Here is a 19,014-nt window from a genome sequence, read left to right on the forward strand (position 1 = left end):
CGCCGAGCGCCGCGTCTCGGCGCCGGTGCGGATCGCCGACGCCCAGGCGGTCCGGCTGCTGCGGCCCGGCGACCGGGTCGACGTGGTGGCGGCCGAGCGGGACGGGCCTGCGAGGGTGGTCGCCGCCGAGGCCGAGGTCGTCCAGGTGCCCGCGGCGCAGGAGAGCGCGGCGCAGGAGGACGCGGCGGACGGCGGCGCGCTGGTCGTGCTGGCCGTGCCCCGGGAGACCGCGCGGGAGCTCGTCGGAGCGGGAGCCGTGGCACGCCTGGCGGTGACCCTGTGCTGACGCCGAATCGAACCGACGGACGATCAGGTCAGCTGATCGCAGGCCTCGATTGGACAACGAGGGTCCGGACTGCCGTAGCTTTCGGAACCGTTGGTTCCAGGTTTCGTCCGACCGTCGGACACGAAGAGAGGCAGATCGGTGAGCCAGAAGAAGGAGAGCGTCCTGGCAGGGTTCAAGGCGTTCCTCATGCGGGGGAACGTCGTGGACCTCGCGGTCGCCGTGGTCATCGGCGCCGCGTTCACGAACATCGTGAACTCCATCGTCAAGGGGATCATCAACCCCCTCGTCGGCGCGATCGGCACCAAGGACCTCGACCATTACTCGTCCTGCCTGAAGGCCCCGTGCCGGACGAACGCCGCGGGCGAGGTGGTCTCCGGCGTGCCGATCATGTGGGGTTCGGTGCTGAGCGCCACGCTCAGCTTCCTGATCACCGCCGCGGTCGTGTACTTCCTGATGGTCCTGCCGATGGCGAAGTACCTGGCGCGGGTGGAGGCCCGGCGCAAGGCACGGGAGGGCGTGGCGGAAACCGTCGCGGTCACCGAGCTGGAGGTGCTCAAGGAGATCCGCGACCACCTGGTGGCGCAGCGTGGCGGCGAGCACGACCAGCGCACCCGGGTGTAGCGGCGGCGGGCCCGCGGGCCCGCACCGCCGCGGCGGCTCAGAGGTGGTGGGGCGGCTTCTCGTCTAGGAAGCGGGCCAGGTCGGCGGCGCTGTCGCCGGAGGACGGCCGCTCGCCCCACCCCCGGTCCGTGTCGTCCGAGGACTGCTGGTCCAGCGGATCGTCGAAGTCCAGCTTGGGCATCGGACGGGTGCCGGGCTTCGGCTGGCGCGGGCCGGGGGCGGTGCTCATGCCTCCAGGGTACGGCGACCCGCCCCGGAGCCCTTCCGGCCGCCCCCGGGCATACAGCGGCCTGCCACGCCGGGGCCTGCCGCGCGGCGGCCGGCCGTACGGGGAGCCCGTCGGCCGGGGCCCGGCTGTGCGGGGCCCGTGCGCGCGGAGCCCGGCTGTGCAGGGCCCGTTTGTGCGGAGCCCGAGCGCGCGGAGCCCGGCTGTGCAGTGTGCGGAGCCCGGCTGTGCGCGGCCCCGCTCCGTGATGGTGCGGTCCGGCCGGTACTGCGTCGGATCAGCGAGCGCGGGACGCGGCGTCGCCCCCTGCGCGGCGGCCTACCCGGAGGTCCGACCGGTGGCCGGGCCGAAGGTCTGACCGGTGCCTACCCGGAGGCCCGACCGGAGGCCCGGCCGAAGGTCCGACCGGTGGCCTGCCCGAAGGTCTGACCCCGGTGCCTACCCGAAGGTCCGCCCGGTGGCCGAGCCGAAGGTCCGCCCGGTGGCCCGGCCGAAGGTCTGACCGGTGGCTTGCGAGGGGGTCCTGGGGCGTCCTGCGTGACGGTGGGCATGGCGTGTCCTGACACATCGAGACAGTGATGCTCCAGGCTCCGTTCCGCGGGGGTGGCCGCGGTAGGGGCGAACCTCGCGGGGGGCCGGGCCAAGGGCCCGGTGAGCCTGGTGCGTTGGTCGGGGCCGCTCGGGGCACGCGGGCGGCCGCGGGCCGCGCGCCTCGGCTGCCGGCCGGCGTGGCGCTGGTGTGCTGGGCGGTATGGCATACCTACCGATGACCGCCCGCAGTCGCGACGAGGCGCACCGCGCGGCGACACCCCTGGAGCTGTTCTTCGACCTGTGCTTCGTCGTGGCCGTGGCGCAGGCCGGCCGGCAGCTGGTGCACGCGCTCGCCGAGGACCACATCGGCGCCGGGATCACGGGCTACCTGTTCGTGTTCTTCGGGGTGTGGTGGGCGTGGATGAACTTCACCTGGTTCGCCTCCGCCTACGACATCGACGACGTGCCGTACCGGCTGGCGACACTGGTGCAGATCGCCGGGGTGCTGGTGTACTCGGCCGGGATCCCGCGTGCCTTCAACGACACCGACTGGACGGTCGCGGTCGTCGGCTACCTGGTGATGCGGGTCGCGCTGACGTTCCAGTGGCTGCGGGCCGCCGGCGGGGAGGAGGGCGGGGCGCGGCGGTGCGCGCTGACGTACGCGGTCGGGCTGGTGGTCTGCCAGGCGGGCTGGGTGGCCCTGCTGTGGGCGCCGGAGGGCAGCGAGCGGTGGCTGTTCGTGGTGCTGGTGGTGGCCGAGCTGCTGGTGCCGGTGGTCGCCGAGCGGCACCACCAGACGCCGTGGCACCCGCACCACATCGCCGAGCGGTACGGCCTGTTCACCATCATCGTGCTCGGCGAGACGGTCGCGGCGAGCACCGTGGCCGTGCAGTCGGCGCTCGACGAGCACGAGGCGCTGGACGTGCTGCTGCCCATCGCGGCGGGCGGGCTGGTGCTGGTGTTCGCGGCCTGGTGGATCTACTTCGCCGTGCCCGCGCACGACCGGCTCAGCAGCAACCGGGAGGCCATCCCGTGGGGCTACGGGCACTTCGTGATCTTCGCCTCGGCGGCGGCCATCGGCGCCGGGATCGAGGTGGCCGTCGAGCACGCGGTGGGCAAGGCGCACGTGTCCACCGTGACGGCCAACCTGTCGGTGACACTGCCCGCGTCCCTGTTCCTGGGCTTCGTCTGGCTGCTGCACTCGCGGCACTTCAAGCACGGCCCGGCGCAGCAGGCCGTGCTGCCGGTGGCGGCCGTGCTGCTCCTGGCGTGCGCCTGGACGGGGACGTACGCGGTGCTGTGGGCGGGGTGCGTGGCCGCGGCGGCGGTGGCAGCGGGCGTGACCTTGGTGCACCGGGAGCGTTCTGAGGGCGTGAGGCGAGAGGAAGAGGTGCCGTCATGACGATCCCGGCCCAGTCCGGTCGCGGCCCCGGGGAACCGGGCCTGGGCGACCCGGCGTTCTGGCAGCAGCCTCCGGCCGCCCGGCTCGCGGCCTTCGCCCGGCTGCGCGCCCTCGACGCGCCCGTGTACGTCGACGAGGGCCGGGGCCGGGGCCACTTCGCCCTGGTCCGGCACGCCGACGTGCAGGAGGCGAGCCGGCTGCCCAAGGTCTTCGCCAGTGCCCCCGGGGTGACCACCCCCGAGCCGGCGCGCTGGGTGCGGGCGCTGTTCGGGGACTCGATGGTGAACCTGGACGGCGCCGACCACGCCCAGCTGCGCAAGATCGTCCAGCGCGCGTTCACGCCCCGGCTGCTGGCCGCGGCCGAGGCCGACATCCACGCGGTGGCGGCCCGGATCGTGGACGACATGCTGGCGCAGCGGCCGGACGAGTTCGTGACCGCGGTCGCCTCCCGGCTGCCGCTGGAGGTCATCTGCAACATGATGGGCATCCCGGAGCGCTACCGCCCCGAGATCGCCGACCGGGTCAACCACGCCTCCGAGAACATCGGCGTCGAGCGCGGTCTCGCGGCCCGGCTGCGGATCCCGGGCCGGGGCCTGCGGGCGCTGGCCCGGATGCAGCGGATGGTCGCCGGCATCGGCCGGGAGCGGCGCCGGCAGCCGGCCGACGACCTGATCTCGGCGTTGGTCACCGCGAACGTGGACGGGCAGGCGCTGGGGGCCCGGCAGCTGGGGGCGTTCTTCTCGCTGCTGATGGTGGCGGGCGTGGAGACCACCCGCAACGCGATCACGCACGGGCTGAGCCTGCTGACCGACCACCCGGACCAACGCGAGCTGCTGCTCTCGGACTTCGAGCGGTACGCGGACGGCGCGGTGGACGAGATGATCCGGCACTCGACGCCGATCATCCAGTTCCGCCGGACGGTCAAGGCCGAGCACACCCTGGGCGGGCGGACCTTCGCGCCGGGCGAGAAGGTCGTGCTGTACTACGCCTCCGCCAACCGCGACGAGGCGGTCTTCCCCGACCCCGACGCCTTCGACATCACCCGCTCGCCCAACCCGCACCTGGGCTTCGGCGGCGGCGGGCCGCACTTCTGCCTGGGCGCGCACCTGGCCCGGGTGGAGATGAAGGCCTTGTTCCGCGAGCTGCTGACGCGTCCGCGGGAGCTGCGCGCGGTGGGCCTGCCGGACCTGGCGGGCTCGAACTTCGACAACCGCGTGCGCTCCCTGCGCTTCGCCTTCGACCAGGCCTGAGGCGCGGGCGCGGGCCGGTCACCGACCGGACCCCGGCGCGCCGTCAGGCACCGCACGCGCCCGCCCCACGCCGGCCGGTCACCGACCGGGCCGCCGCAGCGCGTGGGCCGGCCGCACCGGCCGGTCACCGATCGGGCCCCGACCGACCCGCCGGAGCGCGTGGACCGGCCGCCGGGCAGGCTGGGAGCCCGGCGGCCGGAGCCGTACGGGCTACTTCTGCAGCCGCTGCACCTGCAGCACGCAGTGCGCGCTGCTGGTGAGCACCTGCTCGTCGCCGGCGAAGGCCCGCAGCGTCTCCGCGCTCACCGGCTGTCCCGGCACCGCCTCGGGCCAGGCCCGGGTGGCGAACAGGAAGTAGACCTGGTCGCTGTCGGCAGCCGCGGAGACCCACTCCGGCGGCGCGGTGCAGGTGGCGTTGAGACCGGGCAGGGTCAGCGTCACGTGGTCGTCGGTGACCAGGACCTTCACCGGGAAGTTGTGCGGGCTGCGGGTGCCGTCCAGGACCACGTCCCCGATGGGCAGGCCGATCTCCTCCAGCAGTCCGCGGGCCGCCGCCTCGCCGGCCTCCCGCCCGGCCGGGGCGTCACCGAGCGAATAGGCCAGCAGGTAGGGGATGTCGTGCCCGTCCTCCGGGTCACCGATCCAGGCGAGCACCGAAAGGGTGCCGAGCTGCGAACGGTCGATTTCGGCTTGAGTTGAAGTCATGCGCGCACCCTAGTGCCCTTTCCCCCGACCCCTTCGCGGGCCTTCACCCGGCCGGGCTATACGGCCCAGAATCCTTCTCCGGAATTCGTCTGCGTGTTCGCGTCCTGGTACTGGAGCCGCACGATGCGGGCGTTTTCCGGAATTTCGAACACGACCCACCCCTCGGCCCGGTCGCCGACCGACAGCGAATCGAAGACGAGGGGTTTGCCCGTGGTGAGTTCACCGGTGGCCACCGACGGATAGCGCTGACCCGCGCTGTCGAGCGCCCACATGCTCCCGAGGGCCCCGTACGTCGCACCCCCCACGTTGACGAAGGACATCCCCGCGCCCACCCACCGCTTGCCGGCCGGCGGGGCGTAGTCCTTGTCGAGGCTGACGGCCGGGTCGACGTACGCGGTCAGCACGGCCTGGAGGTGTCGGCCCACCTGCCGGCCGTGGATCCGCACCGGTTCGCCGAGCCGGGCGTCCTTGGTGGCGCCGCGGGCCGCCGGCGGCTCCTCGTCCGTGCCGGGCACCCCGTCGTCCACCCGGACGGCCGGGGCGGCGGCGGGCGCCAGGGCGTCGCCCTCCGGCGCACCGGAGCAGGCGGTGGCGGTGGCGCCGAGCAGCAGCAGGGGCAGGAGGACGGCGAGGGGGGCGGTGTGGCGCATGGGAAATCCCTTCGGCGACGGATTCCGGCCAGTCTCACGCGGCCGAGCGGGCAATTGCACCCAACGACACGGGCGCACGCCAGTGAGATGGGTGCGGCCGGGCAGCAGAATTCGTTGCGGCGGTTTTCCACCGCCCCCACCCCTGCCTCACACCCCCGGAGGATTCATGCGCATTTCCCCCAGTCGGCTGACCGCCGCCACGCTGTCCGCGCTGGCCACGGCCGCCGTATTCGCCACCCCCGCCGGCGCCGGTGCCTTCGGGAACGAGATTTCCGTATCGCCTTACGGCACTATTTCCGACGCGGGCGCCGTCACCCTTCACGGCACCTACCGCTGCACTCCCGGGTCACCCCATGGAGTGCAGATCCAGGCCGCCGTGCTCCAGGACTCCACCCGCGTCGGCTTCGGCGGCGAGGAGGCCGTCTGCGACGGCGAGCAGCACAAGTGGTCCGCGACCGGCTCGCTGGAGTGGACGCGCGTGCACGAGGGCCCGGCCGGCGCCGAGGTGCGCCTGCAGTCGGCCGCCCTGGGCTCGGGCTTCACCGTGCGGGTGACGTACCTGGCCGAGTCGCACCGGGACGTCGTCCTCAAGAAGTCCCACCGCTGACCGCCCCACCCGCCGCACGGCCCGCCCACCCCGGAGGGCCCGCCGTCACCGCCCCGGCCCGTGCTCGGCCGGGGCGGTGAACTCGCACCACACCGCCTTGCCGTCGCCGCGCGACTCCACGCCCCAGTGCGAGGCCAGCGCGTCCACCAGCAGCAGCCCGCGCCCGGTGGTCGCCGCCTCGCCCGGGGTGCGCCGCCGCGGCCACACGCTGCTGCGGTCCTTGACCCACAGCCGGATCCGCCGGACCGGCTCGGGCAGCACCTCCATCGTCAGCACCGCGCCGCCGTCGGTGTGCAGCAGGGCGTTGACCAGGAGTTCGCCGGCGGCCACCTCCACGTCGTCGGCCAGCTCCGGCATGCCCCAGTCCCGCAGGGCCTGCCGGAGCGCGAACCGGGCCTCCGACAGCCCCTCGGGGTCGGCCTGGTGGATGTACTGGTGGATGCGCGGGGCCCGGTGCGTGCCGGGGTCGGGGGCGCGCCGCAGCACCAGCAGCGCCACGTCGTCCCCGGAGCCCCAGCGCTCCCACAGCCGGTCCAGCAGGTGGTCGGCGAGCGCCCCGGCCTCGTGCGGGCCGCTGCGCACGGCGTGGGCCAGCGCCTCCATGCCCGCCGTGATCGACGAGGCCGGCTCCTCCACCAGCCCGTCCGTGCACAGCACCAGCGTCTCGCCGGGTACGAGGTCCAGCCGGGTCTCGGGGAAGTCCTCCTGCTCGAACACCGAGGCCAGGCCGAGCGGCAGCCCGCCGCGCAGGTTGGGCCAGCCGGTGCGCCCGTCCGTGTGCCGGATCAGCGGCCCCAGGTGCCCCGCCCGTACCGCCCGCACCCCGCCGGTCTCCAGGTCCACCTGGGCGTACGTACAGGTGGCGAAGCGTTCGGTGTCCAGTTCGGCCAGGAAGCGGGAGGCCCGGGCCAGCACCGTGGAGGGGGCGTGGCCCTCACCGGCGTAGGCGCGCAGCGCGATCCGCAACTGGCCCATGATCGCCGCCGCGTGGGTGTCGTGGCCCTGGACGTCGCCGACCACGATCCCGACCCGGTCCCGGGGCAGGGCGATCACGTCGTACCAGTCCCCGCCGACCTCCCGCCCGCTCCACGCCGAGTGGTAGCGCACGGCGATCTCGCCCCCGGTGATCTCCGGGATCCGCCGCGGCAGCATCGCGGCCTGCAGCCCGGTCGCGAACTCCCGCTCCTGGTCGAACAGCAGCGCCCGCTGGAGCGACTGGGCGACGATGCCCGCGAGGCCCAGGCACAGGTTGCGCTCCTCGGGGCTGAACTCGGTGCGCCGCCGGTAGAAGAGCACCAGGCCGCCGATCGCCTTGGCCTGCGCGATCAGCGGCAGATAGGCGGCCGCGTCGTACCGGATGCGCCGCAGGTAGGGCCCGAGCAGCGGGAACTCCCCGGCCAGTTCGGTCAGTGAGGTGACGAAACGTGCCTTCCTGGTGAGCACCGCCTGGGACAGCGGCAGCGAGCCGTCCAGCCGGGTGAAGCGGCGCTCGCTGAGGATCTCCAGCGTCTCCCCGCTCAGTGCGATGATCTTGATGGCGTCGTTCTCGACCAGGCCCAGCGCCAGCCCGTCCGCCCCGAGCCGCTCCAGGGCGCCCGCCCCGGTCAGCGCGGCCGTCACGTCGTCCACGGTCACCGCCCGCGAGAGGGCCTCCGTGGTCCGCTGCACGATGGTGGTCTGCTTGGCGCGCGCCGCCTCCAGCCGGCGCAGCTCCATCGAGTGGGCGAGCTCGGCCGCGGCGTCCCGGACGATCCCGACGATCCGCTCGCCGCGCCCGGCGCGGTCGCGCAGGATCCGCCCCTGGGCGTGGGTCCACTGCTCGCGGCCGTCGCGCCGGTGCACCATGAAGTACGAGCCGAACGACTCCTCCCCCGCCTTCAGGGCCCCGGACACGGTCTCGCGCAGCCGTGCGGCGTCCTGCTGCGGCATCCGTACGGAGACCCCGGCGGGCGTGCCGTCGTACTCCTGCGGGTCCAGGTCGAAGATCACCAGACCGGCCGGGTCCAGTGCGAGCAGGCCGGCGCGCAGGTCCCACTCGAAGCTGCCCATGCCGTTGAGCGCGAGCCGCTCGCCCGGGTCGGTCGCCCGGGGCGGGCGGGGCGCTCCCGGGTCCGGTCCCACGCCACTCACCACCTAACGGCCGGGCCAGCACGGCTGGGAGATCAGCCGCTCCCACTCCTCGTCAGGATGCCCCGGGAGGGTGCGGCCGGCCTCCCGCCAGCGCTCGACGAGCGACCGGTAGATCGCGGTGGGGTCGGCGGCCGGCGGGTACGCCGCGGGCCCGGCCGCGTAGGAGGACGTACCGCCCTGGTAGGAGGACGTACCGCCGGCGTACGAGCCCGCCCCGCCCGTGTACGAGCCCGCCCCGCCCGCGTACGAGCCCGTCCCACCCTGGTACGGCGCCCCGCCGCCCGGGTACGTCGGCGGGGCCGCGGCCGGGTACGGCGGCGGTGGCGCGGACTCGGCGGCAGCCGGGGGCTGCTCCGCACGACTGGCGGGGATGCGGACCCAGCCCCGCCCCTGTGCTCGTTCCGGGCTCATCGCGGACCCCTCTCAGCGCAGGTAGGTCTTCGGCTGTCCGGCGACCGGCCCGCGGGGGACCGGGTCGGCACCGGCGGAGCCCGGCAGCGGACCGCGCGCGGCGAGCCGCCGGCGGACTCCTGCCACCAGTCTCCCCGCCGCGAAGCCCGCACCGTGCACGAATCGCATGGAAGGGCCGAACGAGGGAGCGGTCAGCAGCCCCGCGAAGAACAGTCCCGGCCACGACGACTCGAACCCGGCGCTCAGCGCCGGCGTCCGGCCCGCCCCCACCGTCCGCAGCGCCGCCCGCAGCCCGGCGTCCAGCAGGGTCAGCCGGTCCAGGTCCGGGGCGAACCCGGTGGCCGCGATCACATGGGCCACGTCCAGCACCACGGACTCCCCCGCCGGTGTGGTCAGGCCCAGCCGGGTCCGCCCGCCGGCCGGCACCGCCCGGTGCAGCCGGTGGCCGAGCAGCGCCGGAACCCGCTGTTCGAACCGCTCGCGCAGCCACCAGGCACCGGCCGGGCCGAGCGCGGTCGCCACGATCCGCTCCCGGGTGGCCTCGGGCAGCCGGCGCACCGCCCAGGGCAGCTCCGACCACACCCAGCTGCGCCAGCCGGTGCCGAGCCCGCTGTGCGGATCGCGCAGGGCGCGCAGCAGCGGGCGCCGCAGCGGCTGGGGGACGGCGTTCCAGTCGATCCGGTGCCGCCGGGCCACCAGGTACGGCCGGGCGCCCTCCTCGGCCAGCAGCGCCGCGGTCTCCAGGGCCGCCTGCCCGGCCCCGAGCACGGCGACCTCCTGGCCGGCGAACCGGGACAGGTCGTGGTGGTCGCTGCTGTGCGAGCAGTGCCCGGGCGGCAGTCCGGCCAGGTCCGCCGGGGTGTGCGCGAACGGCAGCACGCCCACGGCCAGGGCCACGGTCCGGGTGAGCAGCGGGGGCCCCTGGTCGGTGGTGACGCGGAACCCGTCGCCGTGCGGGGCGACATGGGTGACCGTCACCTCCTCGACCTCGGGGCAGGCCTGCCGGGCGAACCACATCCCGTACGCGCTGAAGGTGGCGATCGGCAGCGGACGGCCGTGCCGCGCGGTCAGGCCCCGGGTGCGGCAGTAGTCGGCGAGGGTGTGCCGGCCCCCGGGCGCGGAGAGGTTGGACGACCACGGCTCGGACTTGAGGAACATCCCCCGCGGCATGTGGTCGCGCCAGGACGCCATGGGACGTCCCAGCACGCGGACGTCGAGCCCGGCCGCCGCGGCGTGCGCGGCGATCGACAGCCCGTACGGGCCGGCGCCGATCACCACGAGGTCGTCCATGCGCTCCACGGGCTGTCGCCTCCAGCTGTCTCGCGGTCCGCCCGGGTCGCGGGGCGGACGAGGTCACATCAACGCGCCACCAGCTCGTCGGGCTCGGCCGACGCGGGCGGCGCCATGTCCGTGCCGCGCTGGCGGGGCGTACGGACGACGGCACGCGCGGTGCGCCGCCCGCGCGTGGGGAACCCGCGCAGCGCACCGCGGACCGTCCGCGCCCCTTTGCGCGCCCCTCGCCCGAGGAAAGCGGTGATCATGGCGATGAATGGCCACAGATCGTCCGCCGCAAACCACGCCGCCTCCGTGCGCCCCCGCGTCCGCCCCGGCGTCGCGGCCGCCGCCCCGGGCGCCGGGTCCCGGCGCGCCGGCCGCGCCAGGGTGAGCCCCCGTACGGCCGCCAGCAGGGCGTAGTTCTCCGCGACGAAGACCCGGCCCGGGCCGCCGGTGGGGACCGGCACCTGCTGGCCCGTCAGGTCCAGGTAGAGGGCCTGGACCACGTCGAGCCCGGCGTCGTCGGTGAAGAGCCGGAACTGGGCGCCGGGCCGGGGGTTGAAGTCGACCAGGCGGAAGCAGCCGAGCTCGTCCCGGCGGAAGTCGAGGTCCAAGATCCCCTCGTAGCCCAGGCGTTCGGCCAGCCGCAGCCCCGCCTCCTCCACCGCCGGGTCCGGCAGCCACCGGCCCCGCGCCGTCAGCCCCGTCCGTACCGGCCAGGACAGCTCCTTGCGCCCGGACCCGGCCAGCAACGGCCGGCCGCCGCGGGTGAAGCAGCCGTGGAAGAACCAGTCGGTGTCCGGGCCGGCCGGCAGGAAGCGCTGGAGCAGCAGCGCGCTGCCCGCCTCCGCCGAGCGCTCGTACAGCCCGCGTGCCTCGGCCGCCGAGTGCACGAGCGTGGTGCTGCGCAGCCCGCGCCCGCCCGGCAGCAGCCACGGGCGGCTCCACTTGGCGACGGCCGGCAGCCCCAGCCGCCACACGGCCTCGGCCGCCTCCTTGGCGCTCCCCGGGACCACCGTCTCCGGGTGCGGTACGTCCCACCGCCCGCACAGCCCGGCCAGTTCCGCCTTGTCGGCCACCTTCTCGGGCAGCCGGTCGGGCTGACGGGGGATCCGGAACCGGCCGTCGAGCATCGGCGCGATCCGCGACACCGTGATGGCGCTCAGGTCGTCCATCGCGATCAGCACGGCCGGCCGCCCGATCCGCTCGGACACCCCGGTCAGGCACTCCAGCAACACCTCGGGCCGGTCCGGGTCCAGCCCGCCCGCCGGCCCGTCGTGGACCGCGTGCAGGTACCGCGAACGCGCCATGGGCCCTCCCTGCGGCTCGACGATCGCGTGCACCTCCACGCCCCTGCGGCCAAGGGATCTGACGGCGCCGAGGGTCCCGTGGTGGAAGGGGTTGCGATCGAGTCTGAGCAGCACGGCGGGCGCGTGGTTGAGATACGCGAGCATGGCAACGGCGTCTTTCACCTAGTCGGACCAAGCGGAGGAAGTGTGCAGCTGCGAATGGCCTAGGCAGCGGCCACCGGACAGGCCATTCGTCAGATGTGATGCCTAACGTCGTGGAGGAGCCCGTCGATTCGGGAAGCCCGGGAGGAGAAGCCATGCCCCGACCACGCCGCAGACTGGCGAGCACCTGCATCGGTACGGTCACCGCGGGGCTGCTCGCCTCCGGCGCCGCGCTGGCGGCCCCGGAGGACGGGTCCGCACCCCGGGACACCGACATCGCGATGGGCGCCTACCTCGACTACGGGCCCAGAGGCGTGGCCCGGATCTCCGCCCTGTCGCGCTGGCTCGGCGGCCGGGAGATCCGGGTGGGGCACACCTATCTGCCCGGGGACCTGTGGTCCAACATCGAGGGCGCGCCCGACTTCCTGGAGGACTGGGCCGAGTGGCGCCAGGGCCAGGACGACCGGCTGTTCGTCCTCAACGTGCCCATGCAGGAGCACAACGAGGCCCGCGTCCCCGACTGGCAGGTGGCCCGGCTGATCAAGGCGGGCGCGGCCGGCCGGTTCGACCACCACTTCGAGAAGCTCGCCGCCCGCCTGGTGGACCTCGGCCTGGAGGACACCGTCGTCGTGCTCGGCTGGGAGATGAACGGCGTCACCTACACCCACCGCTGCGGGCCGGACCCGGAGAACTGGAAGGCGTACTGGCGGCGCGTCGTGAAGGCGATGCGCTCGGTGGAGGGGCAGGAGTTCAAGTTCGACTTCGCCCCCAACCGCGGCACCGACGCCATCGGCTGGACCAAGTGCTACCCCGGCGACGACGTCGTCGACGTGATCGGGATGGACTCCTACGACCAGGCGCCCGGCACCACCTTCGACGAGCAGGTGAGCCAGCCGTACGGGCTCCAGGAGCACGTCGACTTCGCGAAGCGGCACGGCAAAGCCATCTCCTACCCGGAGTGGGGGCTGTACCGGCACGGCGACAACTCCGAGTACGTCCGGCGCATGCTGGCGTGGATCGAGCAGCACAAGCCGCTGTACCACACCATCACGGACTACTGCCCGCACGGCGTGTGGCAGTGCAAGCAGAACCCGCGTTCCTCGCGGGTCTTCCGCGAGGCGCTGCGGCAGCGGCCGGCGCCCGAGCCGACGCCCACCCCCACGCCCACGCCCACTCCGGTGGTCCCGACCCCGGTCGCGCCGACCCCCGTGGTCCCCACGCCGGTCGTGCCCACCCCGGTCGTGCCCACGCCCGTGGCCCCGACCCCGGTCACGCCCACCCCGACCCCCACCCCGGCCGTGCCGACCCCGCGTCCGGACGTCACCGGGCCGACCCCGGAGCCGACCCCGACCCCGAAGCCGACGCCGACCCCGACCCCGAAGCCGACGCCGACTCCGACGCCGAAGCCGACCCCGGTCGTGCCGCCGGTGCAGCCCACGCCGAACACCGGCGAGTGGTGCCTGCCCGTCTCCCTCGGGGACTGGCTGTCCCAGCTGCTCGGCAAGCAGGCGTTCTGCTTCCGGGTCGACTGGGACAAGGCCGACCGCTGGCCCTTCTAGCCGGGTCATCGCACCCGCAGCTCGTTGAGCCGGGCCCGCCAGTCCCGGGCCGCCGGCAGCGCCTCCCGCAGCGCGCTCACCGCCCGCTCGCGCCCCGTCACCTGCGACTCGTGCAGTCGCAGCAGGGGCGCGAGCGCGGCCGTGGCCAGCAGGAAGCGCTGGTTGACCACCGTCTCGGGCCGCCAGTGGTTCTTGTACGGCTCGTTCCCGCGCAGGAAGCTGACCACCGGCCGGCCCTCGGCCAGCGCCCGACCGGCCTCGTACCGCAGCAGCAGGGTCGCCACGTCCACCTTCTTCGACCGCAGCTCCGGGTCGGCCCCGTACAGGTAGCCGCCGCTCAACCCCGCCGACAGCAGGGTGACGTTGGCCGCGACCACCTTGCCGTCCAGCCGGAACTCCGTCAGCCGGCCGTCCCCGTTGCGCACCATCCGCCGGGTGGCCCGGGTCAGGTGCTCGGCGAACCGCGGCTTGAGGTGCTCGGGGGTCACCCCGCGCCCGCGCCACTGCTTCTCGTGCAGCCGCAGCAGCGTCCGTACGGCGCGCGGCACCTCGTGCTCGGTGACCTCGCGCTCCTCCAGTCCCGCCGCGTCGGTCTTGCGCAGCTTGGCCCGCACCCGCTGGGCGCCGCCCGTCGGCATCCGCTTGACCAGCTCGTCGAACGGCAGCGCGGGCAGCTCCATGCAGGTGGAGTCGGTGAGCCGGCTGCGGACCCCGGGCCAGAGCCGGTACAGCTCCTCCGCCGCCGCCCCGGGCCGTACCTCCCGCAGGTCCACCACCGCGCCGCGGGCGGCCCGGTGCAGCCCGTGGGCGAGGGCGGGCACGACCTGACCGGCGTGCTCCCGGTCCACCAGGACGTCGAAGTAGTCGGTGATCCCGCCGCCGAGCGGCACCAGCAGCGGCAGCGGGCGGTGCACCAGCATCAGCGGGGCCGCACCGACCAGTTCCCCGCCGCGCCGCACCAGCACGATCCGCAGCCGTCCGTCGCGGCCGTACGACAGCCACCACGAGTGCAGCCAGGCGTGGCTCTGGAAGGGGGTGGCGGTGGGACAGGCCCGCACGAGCCGGTTCCACTGCTCCTCCAGCGAGGCGAACTGACGGGGGTCGCGGCACAGCGTCGCCGTCAGGGCCTCCGTGGAGCCCTCGCTCATCGCACGGGCTCCTTCTCCTTCACCGCGCCCACCGGCCCGACCGCCACGTCACCGTGGTCGCCCTGGGCGGGCAGCGAGGCGTACTCGACCGGGGCGGGCTCCTCCGTACGGCGGCCGCGCCCGCGCGCCGGCCGGGCCAGCAGCCACAGGCCCCCGGCCAGGCCGCCCGCGCACATCCCGACGGCGGCGCTGATCGCGGCGGACGGGGAGGCGGGCTCGGTCGGCGCGACGGCCTGGTTGAACAGCAGCAGCTGCACGCCGGTGTTCTTGGCGGCCTGGTTGCTGCTCAGGGACAGGGCGTCGGCGACCGCGTTGGCGATGTCCGCGGCCCGGGCCGGGCTGGCCGAGGTGCCGGTGATCGCGATCATCGGCGACTCGGGCGAGGTCTCGGCCCGCACCTGGGTGCGCAGCTGCTCGGCCCGGACCCCGGCGCGCGGCTGGGCGTAGGCGAGGGTGGAGCTGCTGGTGGCGATGCGGGCGTAGGCCTGGGCGAAGCCGAGGGCGGTGGCCGGCTCGGTCGTCTCGTCGGGGACGGCCACGACATAGCTGGTCGCCGCGTACTCCGGGGCCTTGAGCACCCCGTACGTCCCGCCCGCGACCAGGCCCAGCAGGGCGCAGGCGGGCAACGGCCACCAGACGGGCGGGGGCAGCAGCCGGCGGCGCAGGCCGCCGCGCAGGGCGCGGGCGCGCCCCTCCTTGCGCTCCGCCCGGCGCTCGGCGGCGCGGCGCTCGCGCGCCTCGCCGCGGGTCTCGGCGCGGGTCTCGCCACGGCTCTCGCCGCGGCTCTCGGCGCGGCTCTCGCCGCGGGTCTCCGTGCGGGAGCCGTCGCGGGAGCCCTCGCGGGGCTCGTCGGCGGAACCGGCCGGGTCGGCTTTCTTCTGGTCGCTGCTCTTGCGGTCGGCGGTGTCGGCCATGTGCGTGCTCACTTCCTCGTGGACCGGTCGTGGTGCGTGCGTCGTGCGTCGTTCGTCGTTCGTGGTGCGTGCGGGTGTGCGGGGTGTGCGTGTGTGTGCGTACGGACGTCGTTCGGCGCGGCCTACCCGCACACGCGCGTGCGTGCGGCGGTCGTGCCGCGCGCTCGCGCGGTGCGGGGGCGGGCCGCCGCCTCCCCGCTCAGCTCGGGTCGGCCGGAGCCGGCGCAGGCGCAGGCGCCGACGCCTGCGCCGGGGCCGGCGGCCGGGACCGGGCCCCGCTGCCCGGTCGGGACTGCTGGGCCGGCGCCCGGCCCGCCTGCCCCGGGCCGGGTGCCAAGGCGTGGGCGTACACGTCGAGCAGTTGCTCGGCGCTGCGCGCGATGTCGTAGCGGCGGACCACGGGCGGCGGCGGCAGCCGGGTGGCGCCGGCCTCCATGTGCCCGCGCAGGGCCGCGACCAGCTCCTCGGGGCCGCTCCCGATCCGCCGGGCCCCGGGCGCCTGGGCGGCGGGCAGGTCGTCGATGGCCGGACAGGTCACGTGCAGCACGGGCAGCCCGGCCGCGAGCGCCTCGATCACGGCCAGCCCGAAGGCCTCCTCGCGCGAGGGGGACACGAAGACGTCCATGGCGGCGAGCAGGGCGGGGATCCCGGGGGTGCGGCCGTCGGCGCTGTCGCCCAGCGGGTCCCGCTCACCGAGCAGGTGGATCCGGCTCTGCGCCCCGAGCTCGGCGGCCAGCCGGCGCAGCGCGGCCCGCTCGGGACCGTCCCCGGCCAGCAGCAGATGGGCGCCCGGCAGCGCGGCCACCGCCCGGACCAGGACGTCGAACCGCTTGCCGGGGACCAGCCGCCCCACGCCGCCGACCACGAACGCCCGGTCGGGCAGCCCGGTGCGGGCCCGGGTCGCCCGGCGCACCTGCGGGTCGAAGCGGAAGCGGACGGCCTCGATCCCGTTGGGTACGACGTGCACCCGGGCCGCGGGCACCCCCCAGCCCTGGAGCCGGGCGGCGACGGTGTCGGAGACGGCGACGGTGGCCGCGCCCAGCCGCTCGCTGGCCAGGTACAGCGCCCGCACCCCGCCCGACAGCGGCCGGCCCTCGATCTCGCCCTCGCCGAGGGAGTGTTCGGTGGCGACGGTCGCGGCGACCCCGGCGAGCCGGGCGGCCAGCCGCCCGTAGACGCAGGCCCGGTAGAGGTGGGTGTGGACGAGGTCGTAGCCGCCGCGCCGGATGAACCGCACCAGCCGTGGCAGCGCCCCGAGGTCGCGGTTGCCGCGCATGCCCAGGTGCACCACCCGGACCCCGTCGGCGCGCAGGCCCTCGGCGACCGGACCGGGGTTGGTCAGCGTCAGCACGTCGCAGCGCATCGGCAGGTGGCGCAGCAGCAGCCGCAGCTGCTGCTCGGCACCGCCGATCCCGAGTCCTGTGATGATGTGCAGCGCCTTCAGGCCGTCGACCCCGGCGGCCGCCCCGGCGCCGGGTGCCGGCGCCCCGCGGACGGCGCTCACCGGAACACCGCCCGGCGCAGCGTCCGCGCCCCGTGGCGCAGCTGCTTCAGCCGCAGCCGGCGCGGCCCGTCGGCCTGGCTGACGTGCGTGCGCGGCACGGCGTACGGGCCGGCCAGCCGGCCGGGGTCGATGGCGCAGGCGTAGCCGTAGCCGGCCGCCTTCACGGCCTCGACGACCCGGCGGTCCACGGTCCCGTACGGGTAGCAGAAGCCCTCGGGCAGCGTGCCGGTGATCTCGCGCAGCAGCTCGCGGCTGCCGCGCAGCTCCTGCTGGAGCACGTCGTCGGGCAGGCCCACCAGGTGCTGGTGCAGCAGTCCGTGCGAGCCGATCTCCTGGCCGGCGGCGGCCACCTCGCGGATGCCCTCGGCGGTCAGCAGCGGCTTGCGCGGGCCCAGCGGGTCCCAGACGTTGTCCACGCCGAGCCGCCCGGGCAGCACGAACAGCGTGGCCGTGCACCCGTGCCGGCGCAGCAGCGGCAGCGCCTCGCCGAGGAAGTCGGTGTAGCCGTCGTCGAAGCTCAGCCCGACCAGCCCGGCCCCGCGGCCGGCGGCCCGGGCCCGGCGCAGTTCACCGACGGACACCCCGCGCAGGCCCCGGGCGCGCAGCCACAGCAGCTGGGCCTCCAGGGCGGCCGGGGTGACGGTGATGCCGTACGGGTCCTCGGCGGGGTCGGTGAACTCGGCGACCGAGTGGTACATCAGCACCCACGGCGCGGCGTTGCGGCGCCGGGGGCGGGCCGGCGACGCGGCGGCGCGGGACGCCGTGTCGGTGTCAGCGGGCATTGCGGAACCTCTGGGTGATCAGGGCGGGCAGGGCGGTGACTTCGAGCGCCCGTATGGCCGTGCCGGTGGCGCCGAACATGGCGGGGACGAGCAGGCAGCCGAGCGCCGTGCTGAGCAGCGGGTCGGGAATCATCGGGCCGCAGATCCAGCCGGTGGCGCAGGCCGCCGCGGCGGCGACCGACAGCCGGCCGACGCTGATGGCCACCCGGCGCACGTGGATGGCGATGATCCGCGAGCCGATGCCGGTGAGCAGCAGGAACGCGGTGGTGGTGATGCCGGCGGCGTTGGCGGCGGCGATGCCGTACGTGCCCCACCAGCGCACGGCGAACGCCCCGGCGACGACGTTGACGAGGAGCCCGGCCCCCATCGCCAGCGCCGGGAACCAGGTGGGCCGGGCGGCGGAGAAGAACGGCCGGGACAGCGCGCCGACCATGCAGTGGCCGAGCAGCCCGAGGGCGTAGACGCGCATCGCGGCGGCGGTGGCGCGGGTGTCCTCGGGGGTGAACGCGCCGCGTTCGAAGAGGACCTCGATGATCTGCGGTGCGTAGCCGATGACCAGGGCGGTGCCCATCAGCACGGCGAGCGAGGCCAGCGCGAGGTCCTGCTCGACCCGCCGCCGGGCCTTCTCCCGTTCGCCGCCGGCCATGGCCTGGGCGACGACGGGGAAGGTGACGGTGGCGATCATGAGGGACAGCACCATCGGCATCTGCGCGACCTTCTGCGCGTAGTTCAGGTGCGAGATGGCCCCGGGCGGCAGGGAGGCCGCCAGGAACCGCTCGACCAGCACCTGCGACTGGCGGAAGACGGCGAAGAAGATGACCGGCGCGATCATCCCGAACGCCAGCAGCGTGGGCCGGTCCCGGTCCCGCACCCGGCGGCTCGCGGCCCGCGCCCGGGGCGGTCCGAAGCCCACGTTGCGGATGAAGGCGGGCAGTTGGACCAGCACCATCAGCAGTCCGCCGCACGCCACCCCGGCGGCGGCGGCCCGCACCCCCCACAGGGCGTGCAGGACGACCATGGTGGCGATGATCCCGACGTTGTACGAGACGTAGATCGCGGCGGGCGGCAGGAAGGACCGGTGGGCGCGCAGGGCGGCGCTGAAGTAGCCCGCGATGCCGAACGTCAGCACGGTCAGCGCGGTCATCCGGGTGCACTGCACGGCCAGTTCCGGATCGGGCAGGCCGGGCGCGAGCAGCCCGACCACGACGGGAGCGGCGACCACGAGCACCGAGGCGACGGCCGCGAGGAACACCAGCAGCCGGGGCAGGGTCGCCGCCACCAGCAGCCGGACCGGGTCCTTGGCCCGGGCCTCCTTGCGGGTCAGCCCGGCGCGGCTGGCCGCCCGCCGGGCGAGGGCGTGGCTGAACGCGGGCACCATCAGCAGCGCCATGGCGTCCTCGATCAGCAGCGTGGAGGCCATCTCGGGCACGGTCCAGGCGATGAGGAACGCGTCGCTGTCGTGCCCCGCCCCGAAGAGGTGGGCGATGGTCTGGTCCCGGACCAGCCCGAGCACGGCGCCCGCGGCGGTCAGCCCGGCGGTGACCGCCGCCGCCTTGGCCAGG

Annotated in this window: 19 protein-coding genes; 7 read left to right on the top strand and 12 right to left on the bottom strand. The window is 75.1% G+C overall.

Annotated features, from left to right (window positions below; genetic code table 11):
• Nucleotides 1–286, top strand: a 286-nt coding sequence (locus LG632_RS23010) for an RcpC/CpaB family pilus assembly protein (protein ID WP_374203549.1), incomplete at its 5' end; no start/stop codon positions are given.
• Between the two features lie 138 nt (nucleotides 287–424).
• Nucleotides 425–907: a large conductance mechanosensitive channel protein MscL gene (gene mscL / locus LG632_RS23015; protein ID WP_226729332.1), complete on the top strand. Its 483-nt coding sequence runs from the start codon at nucleotides 425–427 to the stop codon at nucleotides 905–907.
• Nucleotides 908–944: 37 nt separating this feature from the next.
• Here mscL and LG632_RS23020 read toward each other — a convergent pair whose 3' ends face one another.
• The gene (locus LG632_RS23020; RefSeq protein WP_226729333.1) at nucleotides 945–1,136 is read right to left on the bottom strand and encodes a hypothetical protein; all 192 of its coding nucleotides are present in this window, start codon (nucleotides 1,134–1,136) and stop codon (nucleotides 945–947) included.
• Between the two features lie 155 nt (nucleotides 1,137–1,291).
• On the opposite strand from LG632_RS23020, the gene LG632_RS30750 reads away from it, so the two are divergent.
• The 3 genes from LG632_RS30750 to LG632_RS23035 all read left to right on the top strand — a co-directional run bounded on the left by LG632_RS30750 (nucleotide 1,292) and on the right by LG632_RS23035 (nucleotide 4,316).
• Nucleotides 1,292–1,381, top strand: coding sequence for a hypothetical protein (locus LG632_RS30750; protein WP_374203551.1), 90 nt, complete (start codon nucleotides 1,292–1,294; stop codon nucleotides 1,379–1,381).
• 503 nt (nucleotides 1,382–1,884) lie between these two features.
• Nucleotides 1,885–3,066, top strand: a complete 1,182-nt coding sequence (locus LG632_RS23030; protein WP_226729334.1) for a low temperature requirement protein A — start codon at nucleotides 1,885–1,887, stop codon at nucleotides 3,064–3,066.
• Complete coding sequence (locus LG632_RS23035) at nucleotides 3,063–4,316, top strand: cytochrome P450 (protein WP_226729335.1); 1,254 nt, start codon at nucleotides 3,063–3,065, stop codon at nucleotides 4,314–4,316. Before LG632_RS23030 ends, LG632_RS23035 begins: the two co-directional genes overlap by 4 nt.
• A 210-nt stretch (nucleotides 4,317–4,526) precedes the next feature.
• Here the strand turns inward: LG632_RS23035 and LG632_RS23040 are convergent, their stop codons facing one another.
• Together LG632_RS23040 and LG632_RS23045 are read right to left on the bottom strand one after the other, a co-directional pair.
• On the bottom strand, nucleotides 4,527–5,021 hold the full coding sequence (locus LG632_RS23040) for a DUF5949 family protein (protein WP_226729336.1): 495 nt from the start codon (nucleotides 5,019–5,021) through the stop codon (nucleotides 4,527–4,529).
• Between the two features lie 56 nt (nucleotides 5,022–5,077).
• Complete coding sequence (locus tag LG632_RS23045; protein ID WP_226729337.1) at nucleotides 5,078–5,671, bottom strand: DUF4352 domain-containing protein; 594 nt, start codon at nucleotides 5,669–5,671, stop codon at nucleotides 5,078–5,080.
• A gap of 166 nt (nucleotides 5,672–5,837) precedes the next feature.
• Between LG632_RS23045 and LG632_RS23050 the strand changes: the two genes are divergently transcribed.
• Nucleotides 5,838–6,278: a DUF6299 family protein gene (locus LG632_RS23050; RefSeq protein WP_226729338.1), complete on the top strand. Its 441-nt coding sequence runs from the start codon at nucleotides 5,838–5,840 to the stop codon at nucleotides 6,276–6,278.
• A gap of 45 nt (nucleotides 6,279–6,323) precedes the next feature.
• Here LG632_RS23050 and LG632_RS23055 read toward each other — a convergent pair whose 3' ends face one another.
• The 4 genes from LG632_RS23055 to LG632_RS23070 form a co-directional block, all read right to left on the bottom strand.
• Nucleotides 6,324–8,399, bottom strand: coding sequence for a SpoIIE family protein phosphatase (locus tag LG632_RS23055; RefSeq protein ID WP_374203550.1), 2,076 nt, complete (start codon nucleotides 8,397–8,399; stop codon nucleotides 6,324–6,326).
• A 12-nt stretch (nucleotides 8,400–8,411) separates the two neighbouring features.
• Nucleotides 8,412–8,819: a hypothetical protein gene (locus LG632_RS23060; RefSeq protein WP_226729340.1), complete on the bottom strand. Its 408-nt coding sequence runs from the start codon at nucleotides 8,817–8,819 to the stop codon at nucleotides 8,412–8,414.
• Between the two features lie 12 nt (nucleotides 8,820–8,831).
• Nucleotides 8,832–10,109, bottom strand: a complete 1,278-nt coding sequence (locus LG632_RS23065) for an NAD(P)-binding domain-containing protein (protein ID WP_226729348.1) — start codon at nucleotides 10,107–10,109, stop codon at nucleotides 8,832–8,834.
• A gap of 68 nt (nucleotides 10,110–10,177) precedes the next feature.
• On the bottom strand, nucleotides 10,178–11,404 hold the full coding sequence (locus LG632_RS23070) for a carboxylate--amine ligase (RefSeq protein ID WP_226729341.1): 1,227 nt from the start codon (nucleotides 11,402–11,404) through the stop codon (nucleotides 10,178–10,180).
• A gap of 296 nt (nucleotides 11,405–11,700) precedes the next feature.
• On the opposite strand from LG632_RS23070, the gene LG632_RS23075 reads away from it, so the two are divergent.
• The gene (locus LG632_RS23075) at nucleotides 11,701–13,104 is read left to right on the top strand and encodes a glycoside hydrolase family 26 protein (RefSeq protein ID WP_226729342.1); all 1,404 of its coding nucleotides are present in this window, start codon (nucleotides 11,701–11,703) and stop codon (nucleotides 13,102–13,104) included.
• Nucleotides 13,105–13,109: 5 nt separating this feature from the next.
• Here the strand turns inward: LG632_RS23075 and LG632_RS23080 are convergent, their stop codons facing one another.
• The 5 genes from LG632_RS23080 to murJ all read right to left on the bottom strand — a co-directional run.
• Nucleotides 13,110–14,252, bottom strand: coding sequence for a GNAT family N-acetyltransferase (locus LG632_RS23080; RefSeq protein ID WP_226729343.1), 1,143 nt, complete (start codon nucleotides 14,250–14,252; stop codon nucleotides 13,110–13,112).
• Nucleotides 14,249–14,929, bottom strand: coding sequence for a YveK family protein (locus LG632_RS23085; protein ID WP_374203552.1), 681 nt, complete (start codon nucleotides 14,927–14,929; stop codon nucleotides 14,249–14,251). The genes LG632_RS23080 and LG632_RS23085 overlap by 4 nt, the downstream gene beginning before the upstream one ends.
• 436 nt (nucleotides 14,930–15,365) lie before the next feature.
• Nucleotides 15,366–16,610, bottom strand: coding sequence for a glycosyltransferase (locus LG632_RS23090; protein ID WP_226729349.1), 1,245 nt, complete (start codon nucleotides 16,608–16,610; stop codon nucleotides 15,366–15,368).
• A gap of 56 nt (nucleotides 16,611–16,666) precedes the next feature.
• Complete coding sequence (locus tag LG632_RS23095) at nucleotides 16,667–17,452, bottom strand: polysaccharide deacetylase family protein (RefSeq protein ID WP_226729345.1); 786 nt, start codon at nucleotides 17,450–17,452, stop codon at nucleotides 16,667–16,669.
• A partial coding sequence (gene murJ, locus LG632_RS23100) for a murein biosynthesis integral membrane protein MurJ (RefSeq protein ID WP_226729346.1) occupies nucleotides 17,442–19,014 on the bottom strand: 1,573 nt, incomplete at its 5' end. The genes LG632_RS23095 and murJ, both read right to left, overlap by 11 nt.

The organism is Streptomyces antimicrobicus (assembly GCF_020532625.1).
In the GTDB taxonomy this organism is placed as follows: domain Bacteria; phylum Actinomycetota; class Actinomycetes; order Streptomycetales; family Streptomycetaceae; genus Streptomyces; species Streptomyces antimicrobicus.